A 20,960-nucleotide genomic window follows, 5' to 3' on the forward strand; every position below is an offset into this window, starting at 1 on the left:
AGGGTATGGGCGCGGGTGCCGGCTACCCGGGTCGGCTGCCCAGCCGGTCCTGATGCGCCTTGAGCTCGCGGGCCACGAACTGATCCCGGGCAATGCGTCCGACGTAGTTGGAGTCCCGGAGAATGTCGCGCAATTCGCGCAGGAAGGCGGCTCGCCGTTCGGCCAGGTCCGGGGCGGGGCCGATCAGGTCCTGATCCTCGACAACCTGGCGCGCGGTGGCGAACAACAGCGTCGACACCGATTCGCTGCTGCGGACCCGGGTCTGGGCCACATATTGCCGGCCGACGCCCAGCGCCAAGTCGGTCAGTTCCTGGTGGCCGATGTCGGCCGGGGCGTCGCGCAGCACGTCGGCGACGATCTCGTAGGCCTCGAAGAACACCCGCAGCATCGCGTCGGCCATCAGCGGACGCTTGGCGAACAGCAGGGCGTCGATCTCCTCGCCGCCGGCGGCGACGTGGGCTTGCCAGTTGTCGTGCCACGCCATCTCTTCGGCGATGTGGTCCCGGAAGGTCGCCGAGTCCGCGAAATAGAAGTCGAACTTCAGCAGATCGCGCAGCCGCGTCGCCTGGGCCCAGAACGCCGCCATGCGGTCGCCCTCGGCGTGCCTGGCGTGGGCCAGCGCGAGCTCCACGATCGAGGTCTCCAGGAAGGCGTGGATCACCGAGTTGCGGTAGAACGCGGCGGCGTGCTGGTGTTCGGGCGCGATGTGCCACACCGGCTCCCGGCCGCCGTCGACCCGGGTGATGGGGTGCCCGTTGGACAGGGCGTCGACCGCCGCCCGGACACCGTCGTGCGAGCGCAGGCGCAATGCGCTGGTGGACATCGGATTCTGTTTGCGTTCCAGATAGTCCAGCGAGTCCTGCAGCGTGTGGTGCAGCTGGCCCAGCGTCAGCGCCGCGCCGCGCGTGGTCAACAGCAGGGCGCACACCAGACCCGTCGCCGTCACCGGCGTCGCCTGCAGGATCCGCCAGGCGACCTCGAACGACATCTTCTGCAGGGCAAGCCGTTTGGCGTCCGGGTCCTGCGTCAGCGGGCCGTGCGGGGCGCCGAGGTACTGGCGCATCGACACCGCTTCGGGGAACCGGACGTAAATCTTGCCGTAGTTGCGTTCGCCCTGCGCCCTGATGAAGTTGTACAACCAGCCAACACCCTCGGGGGTCTTCTCCCCACCTCGGGCGTAGGCGGCGTATTCGGCGGTCTCGTGCAGCTGGTCGAAGCTGATCGAAACCGGTTGCAGCAGAATGTCTTCACTGCGCCCATCCAGGTACGCGTCGGCGACGTAGGCCAGCAGACCGAGCTTGGGCGGCAGCATCTTTCCGGTCCGCGAGCGGGTGCCCTCGATGGACCAGCTCAGGTTGAACCGCTTTTCGACGATGTAGCCGACGTATTCGCGCAGCACGTACTTGTACAGCTGGTCGTTGCCGATGTTGCGGCGGATGAAGATGACACCGGAACGCCGCAGCAGTGGCCCCATCGCCCCGAACGACAGGTTGATCCCGGCGAAGACATGCACCGGCGGTAACCGGTTCTCCTGCATGGCCACCGGCACCACGGCGCCGTCGATATAGGACCGATGGGAAAACAACAGCACCGCCGGGTGGGCTTCCAGGCCGGTGCGCATCGCGGCGACCTGGTACTCGTCGTAGTCGATCTCGGGATCGAACCCGCGGCTGATCATCCTGCCGAGCACCGAGACCAGGTCGACCGACGCCCTGCTCCACCCGGTGGCGAGTTCGTCGAGCATCTTCCCGGCCTCGTCGACGGTAGCGCCCGGGATCTTTGCCAGGCCGGCGCGAAACCGGTTGGACGCCAAGATCTCCGGCTTCACCAGGCGTGGCGACTTGTACTGCGGCCCGAGGATCCGGTACTCGACGCGTTCCATCGCCAAGATCGCGCGGCGGATCACGAATTGGGCGAAGTCGCTCTTGTCGTCCCCGACGGTGGTGTCACGCCACTGCCGGCGGAGTTCGGAGACCGTGGCCGATTCGCCGGCCACCACCCGCGCCCGCTGGGGTGCGTCGCGCAGGATCTGGGCCTGCATGCGTTGGTTGGGGTGGTAGGGATCCCGGCCGGGCAGCAGGCCGGTCAGCCTCGCGAGACGCCCGCGATCCGGCGGGGGTAGCCAAAACACCCGCACCGGCACGATCGAACGGTCCTCCCCCGACTCGAGCTGCTCGGCCAAAGATGTCATCGCTTCGGGCGGCGCGTCGAGCGCGGGCAGCGTGACCAGGTCGAAGTTCGCGCCCGGGTGGGCGGCACGCCGTTGATCCAGCCACGTCGTGACCAGTTCCATTTCGATCGGCGAGGCCATCGACGCCAATACCAGCGAGTCGGTTTCGGCGAGGATGGCGCTGGTATCTGCCGCCGGTTCGGTCATGGATGCCCTCGGGGCGGCGATTCCGGTGATTCGGCGCCGACGGTTCCGTCCGCGGCGGGCTGTTGCACCTCACCGTCCTTGAGAGCAACCTCGGATGCGTTCGGATTCGCCTTGGGCGCAGCCTTTTTCGCGCGGGACTTGCTCGCCGCTTTGGCCGGGGCCTTTTTCGCGGCGCCCTTTTTCGCGGCGCCCTTTTTCGCGGCGGCCTTCTTGGCGCCGGGCTTCTTGGCGGTGGTCTTGGCGGCCCGGCTGCGGGCTTGGGCGGCCGCCTTCTTTTCGGCGTACAGGTCGACCTCGGGCAGTTCGCCGACGGGCCAGTTGGCGAGCGTGTCCAGATACAGCTGACGCACCTCTTCGATGCGCTCGGGGAGTGTGTCAACTGTCCAGTCCTGCACCGAGATCGGAGGAAAGACCGCGACGTCGACCGTGCCGGGGTTGATGATGGCCGAGTTCCTGGCGGCAACGAGCTCGGCATTGCGGATCACGATCGGGACGATCGGAATGCCCGCGGCCATCGCGAGGCGGAACGGCCCCTTCTTGAACGGACCGACCTCGGTGGTGTCGAGCCGGGTGCCCTCCGGGGCCATCAAAATGGAAAGCCCGTTCTTGGCCCTCTCCTCGACCGTGCGCATCGTCTCGAGCGCGGAGGCCGAGTCGTCCCGGTCGATGAACACCCCGTCCAGGGCCTTACCGAGCAGGGCCATGATCGGGTTCTTCTGCAGCTCCTTCTTGGCCACGGCGACCCAGTTGTCGTTGACCAGCGCTCCGGCGATGACGGGGTCAACCTGGTTGCGGTGGTTGTAGATAAAGACGGCCGGACGCTGCGCGGTCAGGTTCTCTTTCCCGACGACATTGAGATGCACTCCGGTGGTCGCGAGCACCGTTTGGGAGAACACGGAGGTGAAGAAATTGGCGCCGCGCCGCCGGCTTCCGGTCAGCACACCCATCGCCACCGCCCCGGCCCCGACGGGGACGATCGAGCCGAGCCCGGCAAGCGTGCGCACCTGGCGCCGCAGGCCCACCGGACCGCGGCTGCTGAACCGCAAAATCGGCCAGCCGCGGCGCTTGGCCACCGCCGCCATCTTGCCTTCGGGATTCGTCGGCCGCGGATTGCCGACCAGATACATCAGCGCGACGTCCTCGTCGCCGTCGGCGTAGAAGTAGCTGTCCTTGAGATCGATGTCGTGCTCGGCCGCAAAGCGTTGCACCGCAGCGGCTTTGCCCGGACCCCACAGGATCGGCTTCTGGACACCGCCGGTGAGTATGCCGTCTTCGGTGGTCTCGAATTTGTTGGTGAGCGTGTTGGGGATGCCGAGGAACCGCGCGACCGGATTGACCTGGATGGTCAGCGCGGACGAGCTGAGCACCACGGTGTGCCCGCGGGCCATGTGAGCGCGCACCAGCTCGCGCATCTCGGGGTAGATCCGCGACTCGATGCGCTGGACGAACAGCCGCTCGCCGATCTCGTCCAAGTCGTCGATCAACCGGCCCGCCAGCGCCGCGGCGGCCTTGCCGATGAGGTCCTCGAACTCGATGCGCCCCAGGGTGTGGCTCAGGCCGGCCTGGACCATGCCGAGCAGTTCCCCCACGCCCATGTCGCGGCGCAGCAGCCGCTCCTGGGTCAGGATGACCGCGGTGAACCCGGCGACCAAGGTGCCGTCCAGGTCGAAGAACGCGCCGATTTTCGCGCCGGCGGGGCTGGCCATGATCTCGGCCACCGAGCCGGGCAGTCGCATGTCCGCCCCGCTTTCCGGGGTGTCGTCGGCCCGCTCTTTGGATGCGCTCATGAGCCCGACGCCGATCGAGACGACACGGCCGACTCGGTGAACGAGGCGGGGACCGCGCGCGGCGGCGGATCACCGGCCAGCGCCAGGATTTCGTCGAAACCGTCGAGCAGGCACTGGGCGAACAGCGCGTCGTTGCGTACCGAGGCCCTGTCGTAGCGCACGGTGATGGTGCACCACCCGCCACGCGAGATCAACACCACCATCATCGCCACGCCCGGCAGCGGGCCGATACCATACTGCCGCAAGACTTTTGCGCCCGCGAGGTAGGTGTCTCCCGGAAAGACGGGCAGATTGCTGGCCTGCACGTCCGAACCGATCACCGAGCCGGTGAGGCCCTCCAGCACGGCGGTGGGCAAGACGCTGAGCACCGGCGCAAAAGAACCGATGATGTTCATCGCGGGCTCGTCGCGGCGCTGGGTCATCTGCGCGCGGATCTTCTTCATGCGGGAGACCGGATCGACGGTGCCGATCGGCGCGGCCAGGTTGACACCGGTGAACCGGTTGCCGCCGGCGTTGTCCGCTTCGGCCCGAAGGTTGACCGGCACCGCCATCGGCAGCGTGCTGATCGGCACGCCGAACGCCTCGTGGTACCGGCGCAAGGCTCCACACAGTCCGGCGAGGTAGGCGTCGTTTATCGATCCGCCGCCGGCTTTGGCGGCCCTGTGCAGGTCGGAGAGCGGGATGTCGATCGCCTCGGTGCGGGTGGTCAGGCTGCGCCGACGCAGCAGCGGCGACGGCTCGGCGGCCCGGTTGAGGACCCGCATGCCCGACATGGCGTATCCGACGATTCCCGAGACGGTGGCCGCCGGTTCCAGCACCGCGCGCCCGGCCGCCGACACCGCCCCCGACAGCGCGCCCAGGACGCCGCCGACCACAGCGAGCGGGAGGTGGTTAATGCCTTGGCGCATCAGGTCATTCGACGTCAGGTCTTGCGGGATGGGCAGCGGCAGCGTCGGCTTCGCGGGCGGGTCGCGCTCGAGGTCATAGATCTCGGCGAACATCTGGACCCCGCCGACGCCGTCGGTGACGGCGTGGCTGACATGCAACAGGGTCGCCGCCTTCCCGTCCGCCAAGCCCTCGACCAGGGTGGCCGTCCACAGCGGCCGGGAGATGTCCATCGGTGATTGCAGGTTGACCTCGGCGAGGTCGAAGACGTCACGCAGGGTCCCGGGTTCGGACACGCGCACCCGGCGCACATGGAAATCCAGGTTGAAATCGGGATCGACCACCCAGCGCGGCGCGGCCGTCGGCAACGTCGGGACGACGACCTTCTGCCGCAGCCGCAGCACCCGCCGGGAGGCGTTCTCGAACCGGGCCCGGAACTGCTGCCAGTCCGGTGTGGTGTCCAACAGCTCCAGCGCCATGATCCCCGAGCGGGTGCGGGGATTCGCTTCGCCCCGGTGCATGAGGTAGTCGACCGGCCCAAGCTCGTCGGACAGTTTGATCGCCTCGACGGACTCAGTCATGGTCATCAACTCGACGAACCAACCTTGTCACCGTCGATCACGCTCCCGCCTTGGTCCGCGAACCCTGATGGTCACCACAACGCTAGTCGGGTTACCCCGCTGGTGAAAGGAGATGCGAGGACTGCAGCGCGCGCTCAGCCGGCCGTCAGCTGGCGGAAGTGGCCGACAGCGGCAGCGAATCCAGGACCGAGCTGACGCGCCGCCCGTAGACGACACCCAGGAAGTCGGCGACCGCGTCGGCGGCCAGCCGCGACCGAACCGTCGGGGTGATGTCGAAAGCGTGATGGGCGTTGGCGAGTTCGGCGTGCGCCACCGTGGCGGCACCGGCCCCGCGCAGCGCCGCGCAGAAGGCGCGGGCCTGGCCACTGGGAACCAGTTCGTCTTTCTCACCGTGCAGCACGAAGAACGGCGGCGCGTCGGGGTGCACATAGGAAATCGGCGACGCCGCAGTGAACCGCTCCGGCTCGTCGGCGTAGCGGGCCTTCACGACGAACTGCTCCAGGAACGGCAGCATCAGTTCGTGCATGTTGTCGAAGTCGGTGAAGTCGTAGACGCCGTAGTAGGGGGCGACCGCTTGGACGGTGGTGTCGGCGTCTTCGAAACCGGGCTGAAAATCGGGGTCGTTCGGGGTGAGCGCCGCCAGGGAGGCCAGGTGCCCGCCCGCAGACCCGCCGGTGATCGCGATGAAGTCGGGGTCGCCGCCGTAGTCGGCGATGTTCTCCCGGACCCATGCGATCGCCCGCTTGACGTCGATGAGATGCGCGGGGAAGGCGCTGCGCGGGCTCTTGCTGTAGTCGATCGACACGCAGATCCAGCCGAGTTGAACCATGCGGCTCATCAGCGTGTAGGCCTGCGGGCGCCTGCCGTTCAGCGCCCATGCCCCGCCCGGCACCTGGATGAGCACGGGCGCCCGGCACCCGGGGGCCAGGTCGTCGCGCCGCCAGATGTCGAGCAGGTTGTCGCGGCCGCGGGGGCCGTAGGAGATGTCGGAAGTCTGTGCCGCATACCGGCGGTGGGGCCCGGGCCTGCCCAACAGGCCACTGCGGGGGGCACATACGGTCCCGACGGTGGTCGGGTGGCATACCTGTTCACGGAAGCCGGGGCCGAAGGCCTCCTCGAGCGCGGTGGTGAGGGTTTGATCCGCCCGCTGGGCGGCCAACGTCTTGCCGACCCGTCCGATCGACGGATGCGCGACCCGCGACAGCGCATGACCGGTGACGACGTGCGGCGGGAACTCGGTGAAGAGCCAGCCGGTGAAAAAGCCCAGCGCGAGTGGGCCGCCTCGCAGCAGCAGGCTGCCGGCCCGATAGGCGACTTTGGCGTCGGCCGCCAGGCGTGATGCCTGGGCGCCGGCCCACGAACAGCGCGAAGTCAGGTCACTGGCCACGCTCATGACAACGTCACCTCTCGACGTCAGGCACACGCCTCGCTGCGGTTAACGGCCGATTGCCGGCCGATGTTGTACGTGTGTCGAGGTCCATCACGATAACCGATAAACGCGGCGCGGGAAGGCTTTTCGTGCGCGTGGCGGCGGGGAATCGGGCCGGGGGGTGCGGTTGGATAGACTGACCTGCACGTTGCCTCCGTAGCTCAGGTGGATAGAGCAAGGGCCTTCTAATCCCTAGGTCGCAGGTTCGAATCCTGCCGGGGGCGCAGGCAGGCAAATCCGCGGGCGGCGCAGGGAATCCCGCTACGTCGACAGCACGTGACGACGGGGTGGCCCCAGCCTTACAGCACAGGTGATCAGCAGCCGACCGGACCGCCGCCCGCCGGGCAGGTGGGTATGTCAACGGGTAAGCAGCTCACCGACGTCGTTGCGACGGCGAATGCGAGGACCAGCGCGAACAGAACTTTCTTCCCCCTGGTCATAACCGGAAAGCGTACGCCCGGCCGGCATTCCCCGCGGCGGTGTTTGGCAGAAACGGCAGAAAATCCCGCCGGAGCGGGGCGGCCGGGCGTGACCAAAACCTGTTGCGCCACTTGCCGTTGTGAGGTCAGTGGGCCGCGACATACTGCCGCCCCGCTTCTCGCTTTCGAGTAAGCGCGGGATTGCGCGGGGCCGGACGCGTCATGCGTCGCCGCACCGGTCGGACATTCCCGGTCGATTGGCGCGGTGATGCAGGTCACGACGCTATTTAGGGGGAAATCAACGGCCACAGAACGCACCGTTAGAACCGGCGGTAATGGCTATTCGGCCCGACCGCATACCACCGGACGACCGGGCTTGGTCAAAGTGACTATCCAAAGTTTGCAGATTCAGTATTCTGGGAGCAGCGTGTCGTGACGAGCAGTTGACGCCCTCGGGGAGATCATTAGTTAGGGCGTCTTCTCTTCGAGGGGTTGGCGATATATGGCGTCGAATGACTGGCAGCCGGTAGTCCGTGTCGGAGAGCCGAGGTTCATAGCCGGCGTAGGAAGTCGAATCAAAGTCGAAGTGAAAACGAGGGGCTGGCTGAGCCGAGATTGGCGATGTTACTTCGGATCTCAGGTATCACAGCAGCAACTCGACGCGCGGTATTCCTCCTATCCGTGCTGGGACGAAGTCCAGCGGATCGAGGGCTCCTGCTCGGAGAATGAGGCGGAGCGCTACATCGAAATGATCGATGCGGCAATCCATTACGCCAACATCAAGTTGCGTAGCAATGCCACGCCGAGGACCGTCCTCCAGGGGGCGGGCTTCGATCAGCGGGCGGGTGCGGTGCGTGAGCGTCAAGCCGAACTCGACGAGCTGGCCAAGAAGTTGGCGAAACCGGAGTCCTAGTCTCCCGCATGTCCGCCCGGGTCCCAGGGCCCAATGGCCGGGCAGGTCATGCATTTGCGCAGGTCATTCCGGAAATTGGACGAAGAGTCCCAGAGGTTGCAGATAACGTTTTCATAAACACAGCATTAGTTGTAGATTCCGACTTCCCTGTCGCACCGGCAAAGATTGGCGCGGCGCACCGCTTCGGGCCCGGCGAACTCGGCTCGGCGGTGAATGGCGTTCAACCGCCGAGACGTCCAATACGACCGATCGCCGAGCGCGCTTTCTCGCGCGTCCGTCGGTAATCGCGCTCACACCGGCCGAGCCGGACAACCGGCCGCGCAGTACCCTTACCTCGCCCGTCACTCCGCCGCCGAACGAACCGGCGGGCAGACGGTCCCGCAAACCAAACCCCAAGCCGGAGGTGCCCGACATGGCCCAGTCCGATCTGGTGTTGCTCGATATCGACAACCGCGTCGCGCTCATCACGGTCAACGATCCCGACCGGCGCAACGCGGTGACCGCCGAGATGTCGGGGCTGCTGCGCGACGCCGTCGAGCGGGTCGAAGCCGATAACGACGTGCACGCGGTGGTGGTCACGGGGGCCGGCAAGGCGTTCTGCGCGGGAGCCGACCTCAGCGCCCTGGGCGCCGCCGGCGGCGGGACGGCCGAAACCGGCCTGCAGCAGCTGTACGACGGCTTCATGGCCATCGGTAGTTGCCGGCTGCCCACCATCGCCGCCGTCAACGGGGCGGCCGTCGGCGCCGGTCTGAATCTGGCCCTGGCCGCCGACGTGCGCATCGCCGGACCCGCGGCGCTGTTCGATGCGCGGTTCCAGAAGCTGGGGCTCCACCCGGGCGGCGGTGCGACGTGGATGTTGCAGCGCGCGGTCGGGCCGCAGGCCGCCCGCGCGGCCCTGCTGTTCGGCATGCGCTTCGACGCCGAGGCCGCGGTGCGCCATGGCCTGGCGCTCAGTGTCGCCGACGATCCGGTGGCCGCGGCGCTGGAGCTCGCCGCCGGGCCGGCGGGCGCGCCGCGCGAGGTCGTGCTGGCGACCAAGGCGACCATGCGCGCCACCATCAGTCCGGGTTCGCTGGACCACGAGCAACACCAGCAAGCCATGCGCGCCGAGCTTGGGCCGCAGGCGCACTCGATCCAATCACCCGAATTCGCACAGCGATTGGCCGCCGCGCAACGCAGGTAGCCGGCGGACCGACGGGTCACAAATCGAGCAGCGCGATTTCGGGTGACTCGATCAGATCCCGTAACTCGCAGACGAATCGGGCCGCCTGTGCGCCATCGGCGATGCGATGGTCGAACACACACGTCAGCGACATCGTCGGGCGCACCACGATCTCGACGCCGAGGGCCACCGGTCGCGGCTTGATCGCTCCCATCCCGAGGATGGCCGCTTCGGGGTGGTTGATCATTGGTACGCCATCGTCCACACCCAGCGCCCCAAAGTTCGAGACGGTGAACGTCGAGCCCCGCAACTCACCCGGCGTCAGGGTACCCGCACGCGCGCCGGCGATCAATTCTGCTGCGCGAGCGGCCAATTCGCGGGTGGTCTTGGCGTGGGCGTCGGCGAGGACCGGGACGAGCAGACCGCGTTCGGTGGCCGTGGCGATGCCCAGGTGCACTCGGTGTTCGACGCGCAGCTGCGGACCCTGCGGGGACTCCACCCAGGCCGAATTCAGGATCTCGTTGTGCTGCAACGCGATGACCAGCAGCCGCAAGGTCAGCACGAAGGGTGTGATCTTGTGGTCCTTCGCGCCGAGTCGATCGGACAGCCGCACCAACTCGGTGCAGTGCACCTCGACGGTGACGTTCGCCGCCGGAATCTCCTTGTGCGACAGGGCCATTTTCTCTGCCATCCGGGCCTGCACGCCACGAACCGATCGGACATCGGCGCCGTTCCCGGTCCCGCCGGCCGCCGACAGCACGTCCTCGCGGGTGATGACGGCACCGGGGCGGTGCGGTAACGAGGCCAGGTCGACCATCAATTCTTTGGCCAGTTTGCGCACCGGAGGGGCGGCCAGCGGGCGGCCGCTCCGCCGGCTGCTGTCGACGCCGGCATCGGCGCCATAGCCGACCAGTGTGGGCGGCGCCGTTTCAGCCGCCGGTGGGTCGTCGCTGCGCGGTGTCGTGTCGATCTGCACCAGCACCTCCCCCACCTTGAGCACATCGCCTTCGGCGCCGTTGGTTTCGACGACCCGTCCGGCATGCGGGCTGGGGATCTCGACCTCGGCCTTGGCGGTCTCCACCGTGCACAACACCTGGTTGAGCTCGACGTCGTCACCCACCGCGACGTTCCAATGCGTCACCGTCACCTCTTCCAGCCCCTCGCCGAGGTCGGGGACCCGAAACGGCTTGACCCGCTCCTGCGCCGACGGGGCGCTCACGGCTGTTCCAACGCGCGCTCGACGCAGTCCAGCAGCCGGTCGGGGCCGGGCAGCCACCACTTCTCCAACCGCGCCGGCGGATAGGGGGTGTCAAACCCGCACGCGCGCAACACCGGCGCCTCCAGCTCGTAGAACATCTCCTCCTGGATGCGGGCGGCTAGCTCCGCGCCGAACCCCAGGCTGCGGGGTCCCTCGTGCATCACCACGCAGCGCCCGGTCCGGTGGATCGACGCGGCGACGGTGTCGAAGTCCAGGGGCACCAACGAGCGCAGGTCGATGACCTCCAGGCTCCAACCGCGTTGGCGCTGAGCCTCTTCCGCCGCGACCACGGCGGTGCCGACCAGGCTGCCGTAGGTCACGACGGTGACATCGGTGCCCTGCCGGCGCACCATCGCTCGCCCGATCGGTGGTTCGGGCCGGGAGGCGTCGACCAAGCCGCGGCCCTGGTAGCGTCGCTTCGGTTCCAGGTACATGACCGGATCCGGGCAGGCGATCGCGTGGCGCAGCAGCCAATACGCATCGGCGGGGCTGGAGGGCACCACCACCTTCAATCCGGCGGTGTGCGCCCAGTACGACTCGGTGGAATCCGAATGATGCTCTGCGGCACCGATTCCCCCGAACGAAGGGATGCGGACGGTCACCGGCATATTGATCTCGCCGCGGGTGCGGGTGCGGTACTTCGCCAGGTGGCTGACCACCTGGTCGAAGGCCGCATAGGAAAACCCGTCGAACTGAATCTCGGGCACGGGCACGAATCCGCGCAGCGCCAGCCCCACCGCGATCCCGATGATGGCGGACTCCGCCAGCGGCGTGTCGAAGCAGCGGCTCTCGCCGAACGCCTCGGCCAGTCCCTCGGTGGCCCGGAACACCCCACCGGCGACGGAGACGTCCTCGCCGAACACCAACACCCGGTCGTCGGCGGCCATCGCGTCGTGCAGGGCGCGGTTGAGCGCTTGGATCATGGTCAGCGACTGCGCACCGAGGGCAACGTTTTCCACTGCCGCGGTGAGTGTTTCGTCGTGGCCGGTGGGACGATCAGCGAGCTGAGTCATTGACGCCTCTCAATCGCTTCGGTCGAGTTCGGCCCGAAGCTGCTGTCGCTGTGCCTGCAGTCCCGGCGTGATTTCGGCGTACACCGAGGTGAACACCTCGTCGATGTCGAAATCGGGCGCATCGACCACCGCGTCGCGCAATTCGGTGCGCATCCGCTGTGCGCGGCCAATGACCCGTTCCTCCAAGCGTTCCGACCACAGGCCCTGGGCCCGCAGGTAGGAGCGGTACCGCGCGATCGGGTCCAGCGCCGCCCAGTGATCGACCTCGTCCTGCGTCCGGTATCGACTCGGGTCATCGGAGGTGGTGTGTGGGCCCATCCGGTAGGTGATCGCCTCGATCAATGTCGGGCCGCCGCCGGCGCGGGCACGGGCGGCGGCCTCGGCCGTCACGGCGTAGCAGGCCAAGACGTCATTGCCATCTACCCGGACTCCGGGCATGCCGTAGCCAATCGCCTTGTGCGCCAGCGACGGTGCGGCGGTCTGTTTGTGGATCGGCGTCGAGATCGCCCACTGGTTGTTCTGCACGAGGAACACGCAGGGCGTGGTGAACACGGCGGCGAAGTTCAGCGCCTCGTGCACGTCTCCTGTGCTGGTGGCTCCGTCACCGAGAAAGGCCAGCGTCACCGAATCTTCGCCCAGCCGTTGCGCGGCCATCGCGGCGCCCACGGCGTGCAGGGTCTGGGTGCCGATCGGAATCGAGAGCGGGGCGCAGCACTTCTTGGTGAATTCCAGGCCGCCATGCCAGGTTCCGCGCCACACGGCCCCGACGTGCCCGGGCGGGATGCCGCGCACCAAAAAGGCGCCCAGCTCGCGATATTGAGGGAACAACCAGTCGGTTTTGCGCAGGCACGCCGCCGCACCGATCTGGGCGGCTTCCTGACCGCGGCACGACGCAAAGAGCGCCAGTTCGCCTTGGCGCTTGAGGTTCACGAATTCGGCGTCGAGTTCCCGGGTGATCACCATCAGCTCGTAGAGCCAGCTCAGCGTCTCCGCGGGAAGGTCGCGGCCGTAACGGCGTTCGGGTGACGGCGAGCCATCGGCGGCCACGAGTTGGACCGGTTCGAGGTCGACCGCCATGGGCATCGAAGACATCTGCGCCACACCGCCTCCCTCGCTGGGTGCCGCGTGGCCCCGCAAGCCACAGCGGGTCACAGCAAACGGTCAGCCGAGACCTACCGCGAGCGGAAGTCGATCGCCAGCTACACGAAAGGCTTCGCTCGCCGCGACACTGGCGTATTTCCCATTATGCCCTCAAATGAGAAGACACCGCGTTGATTGCGAAGACTGCGGAGCGTGTCGCGCGAGCCCCAAACGACGTGTCGCTGCACAGCCATCAAACGGTCAGCCGGGGACGGTCTCACCCGCCCTGCGCAACGTCATCTGCGCGTGCTTGAGCACCGGCGAGTCGACCATCTGTCCTTCGAAGGCGAAGACCCCGCGCTCGCTGCGCGCGGCCGCCAGCACCCGTCGCGCCCAGTCCAGCCGGTCCTCGCTGGGGCGATACGCCTCGCGCACCACCGGGATCTGGCTCGGGTGGATACACACGGTCCCGCCGAACCCCAGCGCGACGGCGTCCTCGGCCTCGGCCCGCAAGCCGTCGAGGTCGCGGATGTCGAGGTGGACCGCGTCGAGCGCCACCCGGCCGAAGGCGGACGCGTTGAGCAGCGCCGTCGACCGCACATGGTGGGCGACGTCCCGGTACGTGCCGTCGGCCCGGCGGCTGGAGCTACCACCGAGCGTGGCGACCAGGTCCTCGGCGCCCCACATCAGCGCAACCGTGCCCCGGGCCGCCGCGATTTCGGTGGCGAAGACCGCGCCGCGCGGCGTCTCCAGCAGCGCGATCACCTCGCGCGGCGCCAACGCTTCCACCTGCGCCGCCGATTCCGTCTTGGACAGCATCACCGTGGTGTAGGCGGTCGCGGCCAGGGCCTCGAGGTCGCGGGGGTATTCGTCGGTGTCGGCGGCGTTGATGCGCACGACGGTGCGCTCGGGGTCCAGCGGCGTCTCCTGCAACGCCTTGCGGGCGGCGGGCTTGTCCGCCTCGGCCACCCCGTCCTCGAGGTCGAGGATCACCACGTCGGCCGCGGCCGCGGCCTTCGCGAAACGTTCGGGCCGGTCGGCCGGGCAGAACAGCCATCCGGGGCCGGCGGCGTGCAGGTTCACTTGGCCTCCTGGTTGGACGGGCGTTTCTGGACCAGCGTGGTGCGCGCGGCGCGCGCGACGACGTCGCCGTGCTGGTTGCGTCCGGTGTGCTCGAGGGTGACGATGCCCTCGCCGGGCCGGCTCTTCGATTCCCGTTTGGCCGTGCAAACGGTTTCGGCGTACAGGGTGTCGCCGTGGAAGACGGGTTTGGGGAAGGACACCTCGGAGAAGCCGAGATTGGCTACGATGGTGCCGAGCGTCAGCTGCGACACCGACAGTCCGACCACGGTGGAGAGGGTGAACATGGAGTTCACCAGGCGCTCGCCCCGAAAGCCCGGCTGCTCGGCCGCCCAGGCCGCGTCGAGGTGCAGCGACTGGGTGTTCATGGTCAGCGTGGTGAACAAGACGTTGTCGGCTTCGGTGACCGTGCGGCCGGGGCGGTGCAGGTAGGTGGTGCCGATCTCGAACTCTTCAAACCACAAGCCCCGCTGGACAACCGACTTGCCGCCCTCGTTGCCGTCCGTCATGACAGTCCGAGCGATCGCGCGATGAGCATCAGCTGCACCTCGGTGGTGCCCTCACCGATTTCGAGGATCTTGCTGTCGCGGTAGTGACGCGCCACCGGGTACTCGTTCATGAAGCCATAGCCTCCGTGGATCTGTGTTGCGTCGCGGGCGTTGTCCATCGCCGCTTCCGACGCGATCATCTTCGCGATGGCCGCCTCCTTCTTGAAGGGCTTGCCCGCCAACATCTTTGCAGCGGCATCGTAATACGCCGTGCGGGCGACGTGGGCACGCGCTTCCATTCGCGCGATCTTGAAGCTGATCGCCTGGTACGAGCCGATCGGCTGGCCGAACGACTGACGTTCCTTGGAATACTTGACGCTCTCGTCGACGCAGCCCTGCGCCGCCCCCGTCGCCAGCGCGGCGATCGCGATGCGGCCCTCGTCCAGGATCGACAGGAAGTTCGCATAGCCCCGTCCACGCTCGCCCAGCAGGTTCTCCTCCGGGACCCGGGCGTCGGCAAAGCTCAGCGGATGAGTGTCCGACGCGTTCCAGCCCACCTTGCTATAGACCGGTTCGACGGTGAAACCCGGTGTGCCGCTGGGCACGATGATCGTCGAGATCTCTTTCTTGTCTCCCCCGACGCTGCCGGTGACCGCGGTGACCGTGACCAGTGAGGTGATGTCGGTGCCCGAGTTGGTGATGAACTGCTTGCTGCCGTTGATCACCCACTCACCGCCCTCGAGGCGGGCGGTGGTGCGGGTCGCGCCCGCGTCGGAGCCCGCGCCGGGCTCGGTGAGCCCGAAGCCGGCCAGCGCCCGGCCGGCTGTCAGGTCCGGCAGCCACCGGGTCTTCTGCTCCTCGGTACCGAACCGGTAGATGGGCATCGAGCCCAAACCCACACCGGCTTCGAGCGTGATCGCCACCGACTGGTCGACTTTGCCGAGTTCCTCGAGCGCCAGCGACAGCGCGAAGTAGTCGCCGCCCATGCCGCCGTACTCCTCGGGGAACGGCAGGCCAAACAGGCCCATCTCCCCCATCTTCGCGACGACCTCGTACGGAAAGCTGTGCTCCTCATCGTGTTTGGCCGACACCGGGGCCACCACGGTGCGCGCGAACTCGGCGACCGTGTCGCGCAGGTCTTCGTATTCCTTGGGGAGGGTCCCCGCGGTTATGGATGTGGTCATGTCTCGTCCTTGCTTTCTTCTTCCGGGATCAGCCGGGCCAGCACCTGATCCACGGTCACCTGATCACCCACGGAGACCAGCACCTCCACCTGCCCGGAAACGGGTGCGGCCAGCGAGTGTTCCATCTTCATCGCCTCGACGACGACCACCACGTCGCCTTCGGAAACGTCGGTGCCGGAGGGGGTTTGGACGGCGATCACGCTGCCCGGCATCGGACTGAGGATCTCGGCCCGCTGCGCTGCCGCGGCGCGATGGATCTTGTTCTCCTCGGCCTCGCGCAGGTGCCAGGTGCCCCGCTCGTCGGCGATCCACAGGTGCCGGTCGGCTTCGGCCCACCGGTAGTCGCGGCGCAGGCCGTCGATCACCGCGCTCATTCGTGCCGGCTCGACTTGCACAGCGGCCGAACAGGTTTCCCCGTCGCCGACCTGCACCGTGGCGGCCTCGGGAAGCCCCCACACCGACACGGTCTCGCTGCGCAGCGGGGTGCGCATGTCGGTGCGAACCGGCGCCGCGCTGCCGCCCACGCGCCATCCCGTGGGCGCCGCCCAGGGATTGCCGGCGAAGTGGCGCGCCCGCGACGCCAGGGCCGATTGCCGATAGAGCCCGGCCGCCGCGAGCACGTCGTCGGGGGCGGGCAGCGGCGCGAAGTCCGCCAATCGCTCGTCCAGGAGGGCGGTGTCCAGGTCGCCGGCGCGTACCCGCTCGTCGGCGAGCAGGAACCGCAGAAATTCGATGTTGGTTTGCACGCCCAGGATCGCGGTTTGGCTCAGCGCCCGGTCGAGTATCGCCAGCGCCTCGTCCCGGTCGGCCCCGTGGGCGATCACCTTGCTCAGCATCGGGTCGTAGTCGCTGCCGACCAGCGTGCCGGGCAGCAGCGACGAGTCGACCCGCACGCCGTCGCCGGAGGGTTCGAAGACCCGCAGCACCCGGCCTCCGGTGGGCAGGAATCCGCGCGCCGGATCCTCGGCGTACACCCGCGCCTCGATCGCGTGCCCGCGCAGTTCGATGTCGTCCTGGGCGAACGTCAGCTTCTCGCCGGCGGCGACCCGCAACTGCCACTCCACCAGGTCCAGCCCGGTGACGGCCTCGGTGACCGGATGCTCCACCTGCAGGCGGGTGTTCATCTCCATGAAGAAGAACTCGTCGGGACGCTCTGCGGAGACGATGAACTCGACCGTGCCCGCGCCGACGTAGTCGACGCTGCGCGCGGTGTTACAGGCGGCCGCGCCGATGCGCGCCCGGGTGGCCTCGTCGAGCAGCGGCGAGGGCGCCTCCTCGATGACCTTTTGGTGGCGCCGCTGCAGGCTGCACTCCCGCTCGCCGAGGTGCACGACGTTGCCGTGCGTGTCGGCGAGCACCTGCACTTCGATGTGCCTGGGGCGCAACACGAACCGCTCCAAAAACAAGGTGTCGTCGCCGAACGCGGAGGCGGCCTCGCGGCGGGCGCTGACGAGTGCCTCGCGCAGCTTGGCCGGCTCCTCGACCAGGCGCATGCCCTTGCCACCGCCGCCCGCCGAGGGCTTGATCAAGACCGGGTATCCGACGTCGTCGGCGGCCGCGACCAGTGCATCGTCGTTCAGCCCCGGTTTGGCCACGCCGGGGACCACCGGCACGTCGAAGGCGGCGACCGCGTTCTTGGCGGTGATCTTGTCGCCCATCACCTGAATCGCCTGGGCGGGAGGCCCCAGGAACACCACACCGGCCCGCTCGCAGGCGGCCGCGAAATCGGCGTTCTCGGAGAGGAATCCGTACCCCGGGTGGATCGCTTGAGATCCGGTGCGCACGGCCGCCTCGACGACCTTGTCGATGTTCAGGTAGCTCTCGCGCGCCGCGGCAGGTCCCAATCGGACGGCCTCGTCGGCCTCGAGGACGTGCCGCGCGCCGGCGTCGGGATCGCTGTAGACGGCCACCGAACGGATGCCCAGGCGCCGCAGCGTCCGGATCACCCGCACGGCGATCTCGCCGCGGTTAGCCACTAATACTGTCTCGAACACTGCACTCACATCCGGAAGACGCCGTAGGAGACGGGTTCCAACGGTGCTTGGGCGCACACCGAAAGGGCAAGCCCGACAAATGTTCTCGTGTCGGCCGGGTCGATGATCCCGTCATCCCACAGCCGGGCCGTCGAATAGTACGGGTTGCCCTGGTCCTCGTACTGCCCGCGGATGGGCGCCTTGAACGCCTCTTCCTCGTCGGCCGACCATGGTTTGCCCGCCGCGCTGAGCTGCTCACCGCGCACGGTGGCCAGCACGGAGGCGGCCTGCTCGCCGCCCATGACCGAGATCCGGGCGTTGGGCCACATCCACAAGAACCGCGGCGAGTACGCCCGTCCGCACATCGAATAGTTGCCGGCCCCATAGGATCCGCCAATCACGACGGTCAGTTTGGGCACCCGGGCGCAGGCGACGGCGGTGACCATCTTGGCGCCATGCTTGGCGATGCCGCCGGCCTCGTAGTCCCGGCCGACCATGAACCCGGCGATGTTCTGCAGGAACAGCAGCGGGATCTTGCGCTTGTCGCACAATTCGATGAAATGCGCGCCCTTCAAAGCGGATTCGCTGAAGAGCACCCCGTTGTTGGCCACGATCCCCACCGGGTGGCCGTGGATGTGGGCGAACGCGGTCACCAGGGTCTTGCCGTAGTTGGCCTTGAATTCGCTGAATTCGCCGCCGTCGACCAGGCGCACGATGACCTCATGCACGTCGTAGGGCACCCGCGGGTCCGGCGGCACCACGTCGTAGAGCTCCGTCTGCGCGCACGGCGGCGCGACCGGGGATCGCACCTGCCACGGGCTGGGCTCGCGCGGGCCGAAGGTGGCCGCGATCGAGCGGACGATCCGCAACGCATGTTCGTCGTCGTCGGCGAGGTGGTCGGTGACACCGGACACCCGGGAGTGCAGGTCGCCGCCGCCGAGTTCCTCAGCCGACACGATCTCGCCGGTCGCCGCCTTGACCAGTGGCGGGCCGCCCAAAAAGATCGTGCCCTGCTCGCGCACGATGACGGCCTCGTCGCTCATCGCCGGCACGTAGGCGCCGCCCGCGGTGCACGAACCCAGCACCGCGGCGACTTGCGGAATTCCCTTGGCGCTCATGGTCGCCTGGTTGAAGAAGATGCGGCCGAAGTGCTCGCGGTCGGGAAAGACCTCGTCCTGGCGCGGCAGGAAGGCCCCGCCGGAGTCCACCAGGTAGATGCACGGCAGCCGGTTCTGCAGCGCCACCTCCTGCGCGCGCAGGTGCTTCTTGACGGTCATCGGGTAGTAGGTGCCGCCCTTGACCGTCGCGTCGTTGGCGACGATCACGCACTCGCGCTCCGACACCCGGCCGATCCCGGTGATGATGCCGGCGCCGGGAGATTCGTCGTCGTACATGCCGTCGGCGGCCAGCGGTGAGAGCTCCAAGAACGGGCTGCCGGGGTCGAGCAGCCGGTCCACCCGTTCGCGCGGCAACAGCTTCCCGCGGCTGACGTGGCGTTCCCGCGCGCGCTCGTTGCCGCCAAGCGCGGCCGCGGCCAGCCTGGTGTTCAGCTCGCCGACCAGCCGGCGGTGCTCATCGGCGAACGACGCCTCGGGAGCCTTCGCGGGCGAGGTCATCACCTTGTCCATCGCCGCAGCAGCCTCCTTGCCGTCGGGCGGTCCAGCTTTTGAGTTAATGATCATTAACTCGGGGCCTGAGAATACCATTGCCGGCGTTGCCGGTCCAGGGGGCACCGTGCCCGGCGAATAACGCGAGTTAATTGCGAATAACTCGTGCTACGTTGGTGACGATTCACCACACGGAGGTCCGTCATGACAGCGTCTGCCTCCGACGGCCAGGCCGCTGGCGCTGAGGCCCCAAATCGTCGGAGCCAGTTGAAATCCGACCGCCGCCTAAAATTGCTGTCCGCCGCCGAGCGGCTGTTCGCCGAGCGCGGATTTCTCGCGGTCCGACTGGAGGACATCGGCGCCGCGGCCGGCGTCAGCGGTCCCGCCATCTACCGGCATTTCCCCAATAAGGAATCGCTTCTGGTCGAATTGCTGGTGGGCATCAGCACCCGGCTGCTCGCCGGCGCCCGGCAGGTGCGGGCCCGAAACTCCGATGCTTCCGCCGCGCTGGACGGCCTGATCGACTTCCACCTCGACTTCGCCCTGACCGAACCCGACCTGATCCGCATCCAGGACCGCGACCTGGCGTACCTGCCCGGGGCGGCCGAGAAGCAGGTGCGCAAGGCGCAGCGTCAATACGTCGAGGTCTGGGTGGGGGTCCTCCGCGAACTGAACCCCGAGCTGGCCGAGGCCGACGCCCGGCTGACCGCGCACGCCGTGTTCGGCCTGCTGAATTCGACGCCGCACAGCATGAAATCCCCCGATACGTCGCGCAGCAAGGGCGCGCGCGCCGCACGATCGCGCGCAGTCATGCGGGCGATGACGATCGCCGCGCTCGAGGCCGGAAACCAGTGCCCCTGAGCTCCCCGCCACAAGGTGAGTAAGCGCTTCAGCGCCCCGCACAGGTACCCTGCAAGCCATGAGGTGGACATGAACGATTCACGTCCCACCGAGCGGTTTAGTCCATCGCTACCGGGGCCGCAACAGCGCGGGTACGCGCCGCCCGCCGACCCCGCGTACGCCGATCAGACGCCGTACGCGCCCACCTATGGCGGGACGATGCCGCCCTGGGCGGCCACCGCCAACGAGACGAACACGACAAAGCGGTTACCGGCGTATTGGCAGCAAGACCTGCCGCCGTCGGACGACCCGCACTCGCGGGGCATGGCTCCCCCACCCCCCGAGGGGCCGAAATCGCCGCGCTGGCTGTGGATCGCCGCCGGCGCGGCGGTGCTGCTGGTCGTCGCCTTGGTGATTGCGCTGGCGCTCGCCAACGACGCGATCAAGACCCAGACCGCCGTTCCGCCGTTGCCGGCGATGCCAGAAACGACGCCGGAGAGCCCGACCCCGTCGGCGCGTAAGTCGCCGACCCTCATCCCGGCGCCGATACCCCCGACGAGCGGCCCCGAGCTGCCCACCTCGACGACGGGTCCGGCGGCAATGCAAGACGTCGTCTACACCGTCACGGGCGAAGGCCGCGCGATCAGCATCATGTACATCGACACCGGCGACCTCATCCAGACCGAATTCAACGTCGAGCTGCCGTGGAGCAAGCAGGTCAGCCTGGCGAAGTCGGCCGCGCACCCGGCCAACGTCACGATCGTCAACATCGGGCACAGCGTCACCTGCACCGTCACCGTCAACGGGGTTCAGGTGAGCAAGCGCGTCGGCGGGGGGCTGACGATCTGCGACGCTCGGGGCTGAGGCCCGCTCGAGGCGAACCC

General features: G+C 68.0%; 16 protein-coding genes and 1 tRNA gene. 5 read left to right on the forward strand and 12 right to left on the reverse strand.

What is annotated here, in order from left to right; translation table 11 throughout:
* Positions 1–22 precede the first annotated feature (22 nt).
* The 4 genes from QGN31_RS17855 to QGN31_RS17870 all read right to left on the reverse strand — a co-directional run bounded on the left by QGN31_RS17855 (position 23) and on the right by QGN31_RS17870 (position 7,023).
* A complete protein-coding gene (locus QGN31_RS17855) occupies positions 23–2,377 on the reverse strand; it encodes a glycerol-3-phosphate 1-O-acyltransferase (RefSeq protein ID WP_014384158.1) in 2,355 nt (784 codons plus the stop codon).
* Positions 2,374–4,164 (reverse strand): HAD-IB family hydrolase/lysophospholipid acyltransferase family protein, encoded by a 1,791-nt coding sequence (locus QGN31_RS17860; RefSeq protein WP_014941612.1) that lies wholly within the window; start codon positions 4,162–4,164, stop codon positions 2,374–2,376. Before QGN31_RS17860 ends, QGN31_RS17855 begins: the two co-directional genes overlap by 4 nt.
* On the reverse strand, positions 4,161–5,630 hold the full coding sequence (locus QGN31_RS17865; protein ID WP_085977683.1) for a WS/DGAT/MGAT family O-acyltransferase: 1,470 nt from the start codon (positions 5,628–5,630) through the stop codon (positions 4,161–4,163). Before QGN31_RS17865 ends, QGN31_RS17860 begins: the two co-directional genes overlap by 4 nt.
* Positions 5,631–5,775: 145 nt before the next feature.
* Positions 5,776–7,023, reverse strand: a complete 1,248-nt coding sequence (locus QGN31_RS17870; protein WP_009955409.1) for an alpha/beta hydrolase — start codon at positions 7,021–7,023, stop codon at positions 5,776–5,778.
* Between the two features lie 186 nt (positions 7,024–7,209).
* Here QGN31_RS17870 and QGN31_RS17875 point away from each other — a divergent pair.
* From QGN31_RS17875 to QGN31_RS17885, 3 genes are all read left to right on the forward strand, one after another.
* Positions 7,210–7,283: transfer RNA gene (locus QGN31_RS17875), tRNA-Arg, on the forward strand.
* Between the two features lie 697 nt (positions 7,284–7,980).
* Complete coding sequence (locus QGN31_RS17880) at positions 7,981–8,391, forward strand: hypothetical protein (protein WP_043954652.1); 411 nt, start codon at positions 7,981–7,983, stop codon at positions 8,389–8,391.
* Between the two features lie 412 nt (positions 8,392–8,803).
* Complete coding sequence (locus tag QGN31_RS17885; RefSeq protein ID WP_043955680.1) at positions 8,804–9,574, forward strand: enoyl-CoA hydratase; 771 nt, start codon at positions 8,804–8,806, stop codon at positions 9,572–9,574.
* Between the two features lie 16 nt (positions 9,575–9,590).
* Here QGN31_RS17885 and QGN31_RS17890 read toward each other — a convergent pair whose 3' ends face one another.
* The 8 genes from QGN31_RS17890 to QGN31_RS17925 all read right to left on the reverse strand — a co-directional run bounded on the left by QGN31_RS17890 (position 9,591) and on the right by QGN31_RS17925 (position 19,245).
* Positions 9,591–10,772 carry a dihydrolipoamide acetyltransferase family protein gene (locus tag QGN31_RS17890; RefSeq protein WP_014941609.1) on the reverse strand — a complete coding sequence of 394 codons (1,182 nt, stop codon included), beginning with the start codon at positions 10,770–10,772 and terminating at the stop codon, positions 9,591–9,593.
* On the reverse strand, positions 10,769–11,824 hold the full coding sequence (bkdB, locus tag QGN31_RS17895) for a 3-methyl-2-oxobutanoate dehydrogenase subunit beta (protein WP_014941608.1): 1,056 nt from the start codon (positions 11,822–11,824) through the stop codon (positions 10,769–10,771). The genes QGN31_RS17890 and bkdB overlap by 4 nt, the downstream gene beginning before the upstream one ends.
* 9 nt (positions 11,825–11,833) lie before the next feature.
* On the reverse strand, positions 11,834–12,916 hold the full coding sequence (pdhA, locus tag QGN31_RS17900; protein WP_193375551.1) for a pyruvate dehydrogenase (acetyl-transferring) E1 component subunit alpha: 1,083 nt from the start codon (positions 12,914–12,916) through the stop codon (positions 11,834–11,836).
* A 249-nt stretch (positions 12,917–13,165) separates the two neighbouring features.
* Entirely contained in the window at positions 13,166–13,987 is an 822-nt protein-coding gene (locus QGN31_RS17905; protein WP_009957494.1) for an HpcH/HpaI aldolase/citrate lyase family protein, read from the reverse strand.
* Positions 13,984–14,493 (reverse strand): MaoC family dehydratase, encoded by a 510-nt coding sequence (locus tag QGN31_RS17910; RefSeq protein WP_009957496.1) that lies wholly within the window; start codon positions 14,491–14,493, stop codon positions 13,984–13,986. The genes QGN31_RS17905 and QGN31_RS17910 overlap by 4 nt, the downstream gene beginning before the upstream one ends.
* Positions 14,490–15,656 (reverse strand): acyl-CoA dehydrogenase family protein, encoded by a 1,167-nt coding sequence (locus QGN31_RS17915; protein WP_008255120.1) that lies wholly within the window; start codon positions 15,654–15,656, stop codon positions 14,490–14,492. The genes QGN31_RS17910 and QGN31_RS17915 overlap by 4 nt, the downstream gene beginning before the upstream one ends.
* Positions 15,653–17,650 (reverse strand): acetyl-CoA carboxylase biotin carboxylase subunit, encoded by a 1,998-nt coding sequence (locus QGN31_RS17920; RefSeq protein WP_014941606.1) that lies wholly within the window; start codon positions 17,648–17,650, stop codon positions 15,653–15,655. Before QGN31_RS17920 ends, QGN31_RS17915 begins: the two co-directional genes overlap by 4 nt.
* A 5-nt stretch (positions 17,651–17,655) precedes the next feature.
* On the reverse strand, positions 17,656–19,245 hold the full coding sequence (locus QGN31_RS17925; protein WP_041785427.1) for a carboxyl transferase domain-containing protein: 1,590 nt from the start codon (positions 19,243–19,245) through the stop codon (positions 17,656–17,658).
* A 195-nt stretch (positions 19,246–19,440) separates the two neighbouring features.
* On the opposite strand from QGN31_RS17925, the gene QGN31_RS17930 reads away from it, so the two are divergent.
* On the forward strand, positions 19,441–20,097 hold the full coding sequence (locus tag QGN31_RS17930) for an SACE_7040 family transcriptional regulator (protein ID WP_041784848.1): 657 nt from the start codon (positions 19,441–19,443) through the stop codon (positions 20,095–20,097).
* A 63-nt stretch (positions 20,098–20,160) separates the two neighbouring features.
* Complete coding sequence (locus QGN31_RS17935) at positions 20,161–20,940, forward strand: MmpS family transport accessory protein (protein WP_014379654.1); 780 nt, start codon at positions 20,161–20,163, stop codon at positions 20,938–20,940.
* Positions 20,941–20,960: the final 20 nt, after the last annotated feature.

The sequence above is a fragment of the Mycobacterium sp. 2-64 genome, assembly GCF_035918375.1.
Taxonomy (GTDB): domain Bacteria; phylum Actinomycetota; class Actinomycetes; order Mycobacteriales; family Mycobacteriaceae; genus Mycobacterium; species Mycobacterium intracellulare.